This is a genomic window from Alteromonas sp. ABH4_457, from assembly GCF_056160625.1.
This window is the reverse complement of record NZ_JBSWXN010000005.1, coordinates 266,779-279,485: the sequence shown is the minus strand read 5'-3', so window position 1 is coordinate 279,485 and position 12,707 is coordinate 266,779. Positions and strand designations below refer to the sequence as shown.

Sequence of the window (12,707 nt, the reverse complement as noted above, 5' to 3'; positions counted from 1 at the left end):
GGTGACTCACTGCTCCAGTTCATCTAACAATTTGGTGTAGGCGTAAACGCCCCGTGCTTTCGGATAGACAACAGACGCAGGCGACTGCGCCTGGCTGGCATCACGGAAGCGGGTATCTACAGGAATCATCCCGTGCCAAACCTTATCACCGTAATCTTCGTTCAGTTTTTGTAGTGCCTGGATGGCCGCATTAGTCCGGCGGTCAAACATAGTCGGCACTATCAATGTATCAAATTCTTTTCTTAACGAACGACCCATAATCTCAAGTGTATGGATCATCCGGTCAAGGCCCTTTAATGCCAGAAATTCGGTCTGCACGGGCACAATGACTTTATGGCATGCAGCCAGCGCATTAACCATCAACACGCCCAGAACCGGCGGACAATCCAGCAATACGTAGTCAAATTCGTTGCGTACAGTATCCAGTGCTTTTTTGAGAATAAGCCCCATACCGTTTTGCATACCCATTTGCCTGTCCAGCGTGGCAAGTGCCATTGAGGCAGGCAAAATATACAGACTGTCTAATTTTGTCGGACATAAACAGTCAAGCACTCTATCGGCAGTAATCTGTTCATGATTAATAAAAATATCGTAAACAGAAGCATTTAGCTCCTCGGCATCCATACCAAAATAATAACTCAGCGATGCATGAGGGTCGGTATCAATAAGCAGAACGCGCTTTCCCTGTTGCGCCAGAATGCCGCCTAGCGTCACGGTGGTAGTGGTCTTCCCTACCCCGCCTTTCTGGTTAGCAATCGTCCATATTTTCAACCTTCAACTCCTGCTGACTGAACTATTTCTGCATCATTTCCGTGAGTATGCACGAAGCGATATTATCAATGGCTATGCTCTTTTCTGCGATGTTCGCTTTCGCTACCGCTTGTGGCATACCGTATACCACACAGGTGTCCTGATCCTGCGCCCACACTTTGGCGCCTTTAAGGTGAAGTGCTTCACAGCCTTCACGTCCATCAGATCCCATGCCCGTCAGAATAATACTCAGTACATCGCCGCCGTAAATATCCACCAGACTGTTAAGTGTAATATCCACACTGGGTTTGTAGGTATCTTTCTCATGTTCATGGGCATCACGGATAACAATATTTGGCAGTGATATAGACTCCACCACCATTTGCTTGCCCCCGGGCGCAAGATAAGCACAACCGGGTTTAAGAATATCCCCGTGCTCAGCTTCTTTTACCGAAATCTCGCAATTATTATTCAGCCGCTGGGCAAACGCATTAGTAAACGTGCCTGGCATATGCTGAACCAATAAAATCGGATAAGGAAAGTTAGCCGGCAGCCCTGACAACACTTTTTGCAATGCCACAGGACCACCTGTAGAAGCCCCGATGGCCAGACATTTATACCGCTTTCCTGATGCCTTGACTTTAGAAACAGTAGGCTGGGATGCAGTTTCAGTACGTCCGGTGAGAATAGACGAGCTTTTAAAAAACGTCGACTTGGGGGCATTGGCAGGCATTGGAGGAGCGGGCTTTGCCACAGGTTCTTTTCTGGAGATAACAGGGCGGCGTATGCCAACTCCCCGTCGCGCCAGTAAACGTACCTTGGTCCGTAGTAAGCCAACAGCTTCTTTACGCTCTTTAGAAATCTCCTCAAATTTTTTCGGCAGAAAATCCAGCGCACCGGCCTCAAGCGCATCCAGAGTTGCCTGCGCGCCGGCATGTGTTAGAGACGAAAACATGAGAATAGGTACAGGGCGTTTCTGCATGATCGCTTTTACAGCGGAAATACCGTCCATAACCGGCATTTCCACATCCATTGTCACTACGTCGGGTGACAACTTAATCAGCATATCCAGCGCTTCTTCACCGTTTTTGGCTTCGCCAACAACCTCGAGTTCTCTGTCCTCATCCAGAATTTCGCGTACACGACGACGATAAAACGTCGAATCGTCCACAACAAGGACTTTAAAAGCCATAGTAATGATGTTCCTTTAATAGCGACTATGACCTGCGCGCATATCGCTTAAGCAGACTCGGGATATCAAGGATTAATGCGATTCCGCCATCCGACGTAATGGTTGCACCAGCCATACCCGGTGTACCTTGTAATAAGGCATCCAGTGGCTTGATCACCACTTCTTCCTGACCAATCAGTGCATCCACCACGAAGCCCACCTGCTGCGTACCAATTTGTACTACAACAACATGACCTTTTTCTTTCTCGATATTTTTCGGGCCGCGGATAAGCCATTCACCAAGGAAGAATAACGGGATAGCCTTAGAGCGGACAATCATCGTCAACTGACCATCTACCGTATTGGTTTTCTTGATGTCCATGTTGATAATTTCGTTAACAGCGCCCAATGGCAATGCAAAGGTTTGCTGACCGACAACAATCATCAGAGTTGGCAGGATTGCGAGCGTTAACGGTACTTTGATTTCTAACCGGGTACCTTTGCCCAGATGAGAATCAATGTTTACGGTACCATTCAACTGGTTGATTTTGGTTTTAACCACGTCCATGCCCACACCACGACCGGAGATATCACTGATCTCTGTCTTGGTTGAAAAGCCCGGCGCGAATATCAAATTAAATGCTTCCACGTCGGACATACGGGCGGCCGCATCAGCATCAAGCACACCACGACTGATAGCGATTTCTTTCAGCTTTTCCGGATCCATTCCTTTACCATCATCGGTGATAGTAAGCAGGATATGATCGCCTTCCTGTGATGCAGCCAGTTTCACTGTACCCATGCGCGGTTTACCCGCATTAGCACGGTCATCCGGCATTTCGATACCATGGTCGACGGAGTTACGCACCAGGTGAACCAGGGGATCGGCCAGCGCCTCAACCAGGTTCTTATCCAGATCCGTTTCTTCCCCTTCAAGCTCAAGGGTAATTTCTTTTTTCAGGCTACGGGCAAGGTCGCGGACAACCCTGGGGAAACGACCGAAGACTTTCTTAATGGGCTGCATGCGGGTTTTCATTACCGCGCCCTGAAGATCACCGGTCACCACATCCAGGTTCGCGATAGCCTTCGACATATCTTCGTCATTGGTATTAATACCAAGGCTTAACAAGCGGTTACGAACCAGCACCAACTCACCGACCATATTCATAATCTGGTCAAGGCGTTTGGTGTCTACCCGAACAGTAGTTTCTGCCTGCGGGGCCTTTTCTTCTTTTTTAGGTGCAGCTTTGGCAGCAGGCGCTGCGGGCTTTGAAGGTGCAGCGGGTGCGGCTGGCGCAGCCGGAGCCGATTTTGCGGCTGGGGCAGGTGCCGCTGCTTTAGCAGGTTGAGCCGACTCGGCAGGCTCTGCAGGTTTAGACTGTTCCGCTTTGGCAGCCTGGACGGCTTTGGTTGCCTGAGTGTCTACTTCAACACCACCGGCAATGCCGGGTCCCTGACCTTTACCGTGTAACTGGTCAAGCAAAGCCTCAAATTCGTCATCGGTGATTTCGTCACCGTCAGAACCGGCTGCAGCCTGTTTCGCTGCGGGTGCTGCGGCCGCTGGTGTAGCGGCAGGTGCAGCATCGCCACCGAACTGTCCTTTACCGTGAAGCTCGTCTAACAGAGCCTCAAATTCATCATCGGTGATATCTTCACCATCTCCGCCAGCCGCTGCTGCCGGAGCGGGCGCAGGTGTAGCTGGCTTAGCAGGTGCATCTGCTGACGGTCTGCCGGGCGCACCGGAACCATGTAGCTGGTCCAGTAACGCTTCAAATTCATCTTCGCTGATATCTTCAATGCTGTTATCGCCGGCAGGCTCAGCAACAGCGGCGGCTTCCGGTGCAACCGGTACCTCTTCAAAAATCAGCTCAGGTTCTTCTGCTACCGGCACTTCTTCTGCTGGTGCTGCCGTTTCCCCGCCAAAAATATTTTCGCCGGGGGCTTCTGGCTTGCTCAACTTATGCAGAACATCAACAAGATTTGAATCAGCGGCTTCGAGTGGTTCACGGGCTTTTACCCGCTCAAACATTTCCACTACGACGTCTGTCGCTTGCAGAATGACATCCATTAATTCCGGCGTCAGTGTACGCTGGCCATTACGCATTACGTCAAAGACGTTTTCTGCGCCGTGACAAATCTCAACCAGTTCAGTCAGAGATAAGAAACCTGCGCCACCTTTTACCGTGTGATATCCACGGAAAATCGCGTTGAGGAGGTCAGCGTCTTCCGGATTATTCTCCAGGTCAACTAACTGTTCCTGTAATTGTTCCAGGATTTCTCCGGCTTCGACCAGAAAGTCCTGTAATATATCCTCATCAACATCAAACGACATTCATTCGCTCCCCTAAAAACCAAGGCTCGACAGGAGATCATCCACGTCATCCTGGCCTTGTACTACGTCATCCCGCTTCTCAGCGTTCATGATTGGCCCTTCCGCTTCAACAGCGTCCGGCTTGTTCGTGGTGCTCTGTGCTTTAACAGGTGCATCCCGTTCACCGAACACGGTCAGCATGTTCACAAGGCTGTCTTCGACTTCTTTCACCAGGTCAATCACTCTGCGAATAACCTGGCCTGTCAAATCCTGATAACCCTGTGCCATTAATACTTCGGTCAAAAGGCTGTTAAGTTTAGAAGAATCTTTCGACATGTCCTTAAACAGGGCGTCGATATCCATACATAAACTCTTGAATTCACCGAGCTCAATCTGACGGGTCATAAGCTTTTGCCATTCAGGCTCAAGAGTTGTGATCCGGTCTGATAAAGATTCAGCAATGGGCATACAGGACTCTACAGCGTCCATTGTAGTATTAGCCGCTTTTTCAGTTTCTTCAATAACGTAGGTGAGACGCGTTTGCGCATCAGGAATATCATCATTAGCCAGACCAGCAATTCGCTCGTCTAACTGGAAGGTGTTGAGGGCGTCATGAAGTTGACGGGTGAGTTTGCCAACTTCAGCAAAAAGTTCGACAGACTCTTTGGCAGATACAGCTTCAAGCAGGGCGTTGGCGGAATCGTCATCGCCCTGCTCAAGATATGCTACCAGCTGTTTTGCTTCTTCGAGCGAAATAGGGACTTTTTTAGTAGGAGACATCCAGTAATCCTCTTCTCTGGCGGGAGCGGCTGGATCAACCTAAACGCTCAAAAATCTTGTCGAGTTTTTCCTTAAGTGTAGCGGCAGTGAAAGGCTTCACAACATATCCGTTTACACCTGCCTGTGCTGCAGCAACGATTTGCTCTTTTTTCGCTTCAGCTGTCACCATCAATACTGGCAAGTGCTTGAGTTTGTCGTCTGCACGAATAGCGCGTAACAGGTCGATCCCCTGCATACCTGGCATGTTCCAGTCGGTCACGACAAATTCAAAGTCGCCTTGCTGGAGCATGGGGAGGGCCGTACTTCCATCGTCAGCTTCCTGAATATTGGAAAATCCAAGATCTTTAAGCAGGTTCTTTATGATTCGTCTCATAGTAGAGAAGTCGTCTACTACAAGAATTTTCATACTCTTGTCCAAAATAGCCTCCGGTGAGGATTATCAATCGTTATTAATATTAGTATGTTTTATTCTTCTGCCTGCCATGATTGCATTCGGGCTTTTAGTTTTAACATGGCCTGGCTATGAATCTGGCTGACCCTTGACTCACTGACTTCAAGAACTTCACCGATTTCACGTAAATTCAGTTCTTCATCATAGTACAGGGACAGTACAATTGCTTCCCGTTCAGGTAATGTTGTGATGGCATGCGCCAACGCCTTTTGAAACGCCCCCTGCATTAAATCTTCGAGGGGTGAATCATTACCTTTATTCTGTTCTGTGCTGATTACATCTTCTGACACACCCAGGTCTTCAATACCGACAAGTTTACCGGCATTCACCTCGTTAAGCATTTGATGATAATCATTAATACTGACATTTAGCTTAGCAGCAATTTCTGTATCACGCGCGTCTCTGCCAGTTTCTCTTTCAACTTGTGTTATGGCTTCCGTAATAGCACGGCTATTTTTATGCACTGAACGGGGTGTCCAGTCGCCCTTACGGATTTCATCCAGCATAGCACCACGAATACGGATGCCTGCGAAGGTTTCGAAACTGGCCCCTTTCGAGCCGTCGAAATTTCTGGCTGCTTCCAGCAATCCGATCATCCCTGCCTGAATCAGGTCATCCACCAGCACACTGGCAGGCAAACGCGCCATCAGGTGATGGGCAATACGTTTTACAAGGGATGCATGGCGCTCGACCAGCTGCGACTTGTCGGTCTGCTGCTGGTAAGCTGCCGCTTTACTATTCAACGTTGGCTTCCTACTGCTTGCTTCGTCACCAGTTGTTCAATGAAAAATTCCAGGTGACCACCCGGCTGAGCCGGTACCGGCCAGTTAAGCGCTTTGGTGGCTAACTGACTAATCGCGACGGCCGCAGGAGAACCGGGAAATGCATCCACAATAGCGGTTTGCTTTCTGACTGCCCGACGAATATTTTCGTCGAAAGGTACAGTTGCCACCAATTCTAGTGCCACGTCCAGGAATCTGCCTGTCACTTTTGATAACTTGCTGAATAATTCCTGGCCTTCACGGATGTCCCTAACCATGTTTGCCACAATTTTAAAACGGAACACGCCGTGCTCACGGTTTAAAATTTTAATCAATGCGTAGGCATCGGTCAGAGAAGTCGGTTCGTCACAAACCACGACCATGATGTCCTGCGAGGCACGGGAGAAACTCAATACCATATCGGAAATACCGGCAGCGGTATCTACAATCAGCACGTCAATCTGCGACCGCAACTCACTGAAAGCACGGATTAATCCGGCATGTTCTGTGGGCGATAACTCAGTCATTGCCTGAGTACCTGAAGTCGCCGGAGCGATTTTAATACCGTGAGGTCCGGTTACCAGAACATCATCAAGTGTGCATTCACCGGATAATACGTGAGAAAGGTTCTTCTCAACACGCAGACCCAGCATGACGTCAACGTTCGCTAATCCTAAATCGGCATCGAGTACCATGACCCGCTTACCTTGCTTAGCCATAGCAATCGCCGTGTTTAATGTAATGTTGGTTTTACCAACACCACCTTTGCCGCCGGTAACGGCAATAACCTTTATGAGGCGTGATTGATTCATCTTTCGTAAGCTACTCGCTTGATCTTCGATCATACTGCCTGAACTGAATTAACTTCATGATTACGCTTAGTATGATTCAAACCGTACTTTTTATAAAGCTTTGCAGCGGCAGATACGAGAGATTTTGCATCAGCAACTTTAATATCTTCAGGTACCTGCTGCCCGTCGGTCACATAACTAACTGGCAATTGCTGTTCAACAGCAACACTTAAAACCTCACCCAAACTGTAGCATTCATCAACTTTCGTGAAGATACATCCGTCAAGCTTAACGGAATTATACGCTTCAATGATGCGTTGCAATGCAGGATATTGGGTATTTGCCTGCGCAACCAGGTATTTACGGACAGGTTGCATTTGTCCGTGATTAAATTGACCAAGTTGCTTAATTAAACGACTGTCGCGCTGACTGAAACCAGCCGTGTCTATTAATATTAGACGCTTATGGCGTAACTGGAAGAGAAGTTCGGCTAATTCTTCACTGCTTTGCGCCTTCCTTGTGGTACAGCCAATAATTTTGCCATACGTTGCCAGCTGTTCATAAGCGGCAATACGGTAGGTATCGATAGTGATCATAGCCACCTGATCAGCACCGTATTTTTGCGCATAGCGTGCTGCTAATTTAGCAACAGTCGTGGTTTTGCCTGTTCCCGTTGGACCAACAAGAGCAACCACACCGGTTTGGGTCAGGATATCATTACCGGAAACATTAAGGCGATTAGCCAAAAGGTTGAGAAGGTAAATCCATGCTTCCCGCTCGGTGTATTGAGACGGGGTGTAGTGCACCAGTTGCTCAGCCAGTGAAGCACTCAGCCCCATACCGGTTAAACACTGGGTCAGATAGCTGTGCACGGGACGCTGACGCTGCTTTTTAGCATCCATCAAGTCTGCAACCTGATATTGTAGAACGCTGCGTAGAGAAGCCAGTTCCTCTTTTATCGCATCCAGCTCACTGGCCGGAGCACCGGCAGACTGCTGACTTTCCGCCGTTTTAAAGTCGGGATTCATCTGAGATACCGGCGCAGGCTTGTGTTCTTTTGCAGAAAATACATCCGCAAATGAAAACGCCTCTTCGTCATGAGATGCAGCTGGTTGTGGATTGACTCCACGAGTATCTCCGGCGAAGGCAGACGATGTTTGTGGTGCAGGAGAAACTGCGGGGTTCTGACGGTCACTTCCGGCAGCCGCAGCTTTTTCTGCAACCTGCTTTTCAAGTAACGCCCGTAAGGTATCCGGACCGTCGTCACCGATAATTTCGCTGAGGCTTGGCATCGCCTTCTGTGCAGCAGGCTTACCTGCGTCATGGCGGGTGTTGAGTTTTATTTTTGCTTCCGGCTCTTTATCGTAAGCGGCGACCAGTTCAATACCGTCTGCCACCTTGCGATTCGACATGATTACGGCGTCACTGCCCAATTCTGCTTTTACCTGGCTTAATGCTTCCCGCATATCTTTGCCAAAAAACCGTCTGATTTTCATCTCAACCTCTTCACTCACCCGGCGTCAGATTATTGACCCACAGAGCTGACAATTTTGATTTGTTTGTCATCAGGGATTTCCTGATAAGACAACACATGCAGGCCAGCTACCGAATACTTCAGGAAGCGTGACAGCACAGGTCTTAACATGCCTGACGTCAACAGTACCGCAGGCTCGCCATTCAGTTCTTGTTGTTGTGCGGCCTGTTGCAGGGATTGCTGGAGCCGGTCTGCCAGTCCCGGTTCGATGCCGGCGCCGTCTTCTCCTCCTGCCTGAAGTGACTGGTGCAACATCTGTTCCAACTCTGGTGCCAGAGTTATGACGGGCACTTCTTTCGCTCCCTGACTGATTTCCTGCACAATCAAACGCTTCAGCGCAATACGCACTGCCGATACCAGCACATCCGGATCCTGACTGCGGGGTCCGTATTCCGATAAGGTCTGAACGATAGTACGCATATCGCGGATGGGAACCCCTTCGAACAATAAGGTTTGCAGTACTTTTACTACGGTGCTCAGCTGCAGAATATCCGGTACCAGCCCTTCCACCAGTTTAGGACTGGATTTCGCCAGCATATCGAGAAGTTGCTGCACTTCTTCATGACCGAGCAACTGGTAAGCATTGTTGCTGAGTAACTGACTAAGGTGTGTCGCTACTACGGTGGCCGCATCCACTACTGTGTAACCGAGGGTTTGCGCATGCTCCCGCTGATTCGGTCGTATCCACACAGCATCCAGTCCGAAAGCGGGGTCTTTAGTCGCCCGTCCTTCCAGCTTACCAAACACTTGCCCGGGGTTAATCGCCAGCTCTTCATCATGACTGATTTGCGCATCGCCGATGGTCACACCCAGCATGGAAATCGTGTAAGCATTCGGGTCGAGATCAAGGTTATCGCGGATGTGCACCGGCGGAACCAGAAAGCCCAGTTCCTGAGACAGCTTCTTCCGCACACCTTTTATGCGGGTCAGCAATTCGCCGCCCTGTGATTTGTCCACCAGCGGAATGAGCCGGTAACCTACTTCAAGGCCGATAGTGTCAACTTGCTGTACGTCATCCCAACCCAGCTCTTTAATTTCCGGAGCAGGCTGGTCAGCACCGCCTTCCATTTTGGCCGGCACAGCCGGTTTTTCTGCCGCTTTCTTCGCCTGCACACCCTGCCAGTATGCATAACCGGCAGCAATAGCAGAGAATCCCAGAAAGGCCACGTGGGGCATGCCGGGCACAATACCCATGACAAACAGCACCGCTGCGGCAATATACAGAGCCTGCTGATTACCCAGCTGTGTCCGGATTTCCTTACCCATTTCCTGAGTTTCGTTTTCGCGGGTGACGATAATTGCCGTTGCCACCGACAACAACAGGGATGGGATCTGGGCAACCAGACCGTCACCGATGGTCAGAATAGTGTAAACTTCCAGTGCATTTCCGAAGGACAAGTCATGCTGAATCATGCCGATAAATAAACCACCGACGATGTTAATCATCATGATGAACAAACCGGCTACCGCGTCACCTTTAACGAATTTTGACGCACCGTCCATCGAACCATAGAAGTCTGCTTCTGCAGTGATTTCTTCACGGCGCTTGCGGGCTTCATCCTGATCGATATAGCCGGCATTCAAATCGGCATCAATGGCCATTTGCTTACCGGGCATGGCATCAAGTGTAAATCTGGCGCTAACTTCAGATATACGGCCGGCACCGGCTGTCACTACTTTGAAGTTGATAATGAGCAGGATGGCGAATACCACCACACCCACCGCATAGTTACCACCAATAACCACGGCTCCGAAGGCTTCGATTACCTTCCCCGCAGCATCGCCGCCTTCATGACCATACAGCAAAACGACCCGCGTCGAGGCAACATTCAATGCCAGCCGCAACACCGTAGCAATCAGCAAAACCAGGGGGAATATACCGAAATCCACCGGCTTTTGGGTGAATACAGCCACAAGAATAATGACCAGACTGAGGGCGATGTTAAAACTGAAAAGAACATCGAGCAGAAAGGGCGGCATTGGCAAAATAACCATGCCCATGATCGCCAGCAAAACGACAGGCGCCCCCAGACCACTGGTGATATTTTGAATCTGATTTTTGTCGAACCGCTGCAGATAGCCGGATAGCTGCATAAAATTTGCTCTCGCTAACAGAAAATTGACGCTTACTTCGTGTCTGTCAGTCTCAGTTCAACTAATGTGCCAGTTTGAAAATGTTTGCCAACGTGCGCCCACCGGTGTTTTTTGAACTATAGTTAAACCGGATGAGACATGCTCAGGGCAACATGTGCCGGAATACCCGTTAAAACAGCGATGTATTGCATTTAAGAATTATTTTTTTCCTGTTGTCGCCGCGACAGGCCTGATATTTATGTCTGATTGCACCTTTGCGGTACCGGCACAGGTATCTGCGCCCGACGATGCGGTTATCCGCGTCATTAAGTCTTTTCATCAGCACCCGCAGGAAACCGTGCTCGGTCTGGAAGAGATGCTTGATGATGTCCTGCCCGAATATACGCCTGCCACTATTCAATATCTGCTGTCGTACTTTTACATGAAACTGGGTGATTTCAGCCGCTCAGAGTCTCTTCTGGAACAGGGGCTTGAAAACGTAGATCAAATAGGCGAACCGTTGCTCTATCACCGTTTACTGCTGCAAAAATCGCAACTTTACGAAAAAACAGAGCGCCAGGTACTGGCGCTGCATTATGTTGCTGTCGTCAGAGAGTGGGCACAGCAGCAGACTGTCACCCAGCTGTACATAGGTGCATTGATGACAGAAGGATTAATTCAGCAATCATTACAAAATCGTGAGGCCGCGCTGACAAAGCTGATCATTGCCCACAGAATTGCATCGGAGAACGCTACTCAAATCCCGCCTGCTCACATAGCCGGTCTTATTGCATCGGTATTTCAGCAGGCTGAACAGTACGACAATGCCCTTCCCTATTTGCAGGAGGCACTGGAATTTGCCATCGCCAGGCACAACCGGGTTAATCAGCAAAACCTGTTACACAAGCTTGCTCTTTCTTACTTCTCAACGGGCGACGAAATTGCAGGGCAGCGTTACTTTGACGAAGCGATGACCATTGCCCGTGAACTGGCAGACAAAAACGCACAGGTTGAATTACAACTTCTTGACGCTGACAGGCTGATGAAAAAGAAAGCCTTTGCAGAGGCACTGGCTATTTACCAGCACTTAACAGCGATTCAGGAAGTACTGCCGTCGGAACAGTATTACGGGGACATTTTACGGGGCTTATCAAATGCCCATTATCATACCGGCAACTTCGGCACCGCACTGGATACTCTGGCCCGCGCAGAAACGATCTCCGCATCCGCTACGCCCAAAGAAATGATTGAGTCACGGTTACTGGAATCAAGAATTCAGGCGGCGTTAGGCAACTACAGCGAGGCTTATCAAACTCTTGAAGACGCACGCAATAAACAAGTAAAACGCCTGAATGAAATCAGTGCTGAGAAGCTTTTCAAACTGCAGACTCTTTTCGACGTTGATAAGAAAAGTCAGGAAAATGCCGCCCTCAAAGCGATGACAAAAGCTCAGGAATTGCGGATTAAAACAGAGCGTCAGCGGGGCTTCTTTATGATATCGGCGCTCGTTTTGCTTTTCAGTCTGTGCGTGGCACTGGTTATTTTGCAGAAAAAGCGCGCCAGGTATCAGCATAAACTGGAACAGATTGCGATGACTGACAGCCTGACATCTCTGCTAAACCGCCAGCATACCTTTAAATTACTGGAAGAACAGGCTGACATCGCCGGGGCCTGCGGCAAAAAGCTTGCTGTCGCCCTTCTCGATATCGATTTATTCAAACAGGTAAATGATAATTTTGGTCATGCTGCCGGTGATGAAGTATTACGTACCTTTGGTGCTCTGGTCAGAGACAATTTCAGAAAAACCGATATTACAGGCAGAATAGGCGGTGAAGAATTTTTACTCATATTTCCTGATGCGGATATTACAGAGGCAAAAGCTGCTACAGACAAATTCAGAGCAGCCCTGAAAGCGGCAGGTAATGCGCTTCCCTATGCATTGGGCCCGCTCACGGTATCCGGCGGGATAGGATACGTTACCGGACCGGATACGATGGCCGCAGAACTGGAAGCCATCGACAAAGCATTATATCAGGCCAAAGAAAAAGGCCGCGACGCCATCATTACTGTAGATTAAAGTACTGA

General features: G+C 49.2%; 10 protein-coding genes. 1 reads left to right on the top strand and 9 read right to left on the bottom strand.

What is annotated here, in order from left to right:
* Positions 1-6: 6 nt before the first annotated feature.
* From ACXAGR_RS14015 to flhA, 9 genes are read right to left on the bottom strand one after another with little or no spacing between them, the layout of a single operon-like run.
* Positions 7-771 carry a ParA family protein gene (locus ACXAGR_RS14015; RefSeq protein ID WP_119500586.1) on the bottom strand — a complete coding sequence of 255 codons (765 nt, stop codon included), beginning with the start codon at positions 769-771 and terminating at the stop codon, positions 7-9.
* A 22-nt stretch (positions 772-793) separates the two neighbouring features.
* Positions 794-1,942 (bottom strand): protein-glutamate methylesterase/protein-glutamine glutaminase, encoded by a 1,149-nt coding sequence (locus tag ACXAGR_RS14010; RefSeq protein ID WP_474844673.1) that lies wholly within the window; start codon positions 1,940-1,942, stop codon positions 794-796.
* Positions 1,943-1,967: 25 nt separating this feature from the next.
* Positions 1,968-4,253 (bottom strand): chemotaxis protein CheA, encoded by a 2,286-nt coding sequence (locus tag ACXAGR_RS14005; protein ID WP_474851051.1) that lies wholly within the window; start codon positions 4,251-4,253, stop codon positions 1,968-1,970.
* A gap of 12 nt (positions 4,254-4,265) precedes the next feature.
* Positions 4,266-5,012 carry a protein phosphatase CheZ gene (locus ACXAGR_RS14000; RefSeq protein WP_474851050.1) on the bottom strand — a complete coding sequence of 249 codons (747 nt, stop codon included), beginning with the start codon at positions 5,010-5,012 and terminating at the stop codon, positions 4,266-4,268.
* 34 nt (positions 5,013-5,046) lie between these two features.
* Positions 5,047-5,430, bottom strand: coding sequence for a chemotaxis response regulator CheY (gene cheY / locus ACXAGR_RS13995; RefSeq protein WP_119500582.1), 384 nt, complete (start codon positions 5,428-5,430; stop codon positions 5,047-5,049).
* A 47-nt stretch (positions 5,431-5,477) separates the two neighbouring features.
* On the bottom strand, positions 5,478-6,206 hold the full coding sequence (locus ACXAGR_RS13990) for an RNA polymerase sigma factor FliA (RefSeq protein WP_119500581.1): 729 nt from the start codon (positions 6,204-6,206) through the stop codon (positions 5,478-5,480).
* Positions 6,203-7,069, bottom strand: a complete 867-nt coding sequence (locus tag ACXAGR_RS13985; protein WP_119500580.1) for a MinD/ParA family protein — start codon at positions 7,067-7,069, stop codon at positions 6,203-6,205. The genes ACXAGR_RS13990 and ACXAGR_RS13985 overlap by 4 nt, the downstream gene beginning before the upstream one ends.
* Positions 7,066-8,511 carry a flagellar biosynthesis protein FlhF gene (gene flhF, locus ACXAGR_RS13980; RefSeq protein ID WP_474851049.1) on the bottom strand — a complete coding sequence of 482 codons (1,446 nt, stop codon included), beginning with the start codon at positions 8,509-8,511 and terminating at the stop codon, positions 7,066-7,068. The genes ACXAGR_RS13985 and flhF overlap by 4 nt, the downstream gene beginning before the upstream one ends.
* Positions 8,512-8,540: 29 nt before the next feature.
* Complete coding sequence (flhA, locus tag ACXAGR_RS13975) at positions 8,541-10,643, bottom strand: flagellar biosynthesis protein FlhA (RefSeq protein ID WP_119500578.1); 2,103 nt, start codon at positions 10,641-10,643, stop codon at positions 8,541-8,543.
* A gap of 238 nt (positions 10,644-10,881) precedes the next feature.
* Between flhA and ACXAGR_RS13970 the strand changes: the two genes are divergently transcribed.
* Positions 10,882-12,699: a sensor domain-containing diguanylate cyclase gene (locus ACXAGR_RS13970; RefSeq protein ID WP_474851048.1), complete on the top strand. Its 1,818-nt coding sequence runs from the start codon at positions 10,882-10,884 to the stop codon at positions 12,697-12,699.
* The last annotated feature ends 8 nt before the right edge of the window (positions 12,700-12,707 follow it).

Coding starts and splice junctions, on each gene's coding strand:
- ACXAGR_RS14010 (WP_474844673.1), bottom strand. CDS start 1,942: ATGGCTTTTAAAGTCCTTGTTGTGGACGATTCGACGTTTTATCGTCGT.
- ACXAGR_RS13970 (WP_474851048.1), top strand. CDS start 10,882: ATGTCTGATTGCACCTTTGCGGTACCGGCACAGGTATCTGCGCCCGAC.
- ACXAGR_RS14005 (WP_474851051.1), bottom strand. CDS start 4,253: ATGTCGTTTGATGTTGATGAGGATATATTACAGGACTTTCTGGTCGAA.
- ACXAGR_RS14000 (WP_474851050.1), bottom strand. CDS start 5,012: ATGTCTCCTACTAAAAAAGTCCCTATTTCGCTCGAAGAAGCAAAACAG.
- flhF (WP_474851049.1), bottom strand. CDS start 8,511: ATGAAAATCAGACGGTTTTTTGGCAAAGATATGCGGGAAGCATTAAGC.
- ACXAGR_RS13985 (WP_119500580.1), bottom strand. CDS start 7,069: ATGATCGAAGATCAAGCGAGTAGCTTACGAAAGATGAATCAATCACGC.
- flhA (WP_119500578.1), bottom strand. CDS start 10,643: ATGCAGCTATCCGGCTATCTGCAGCGGTTCGACAAAAATCAGATTCAA.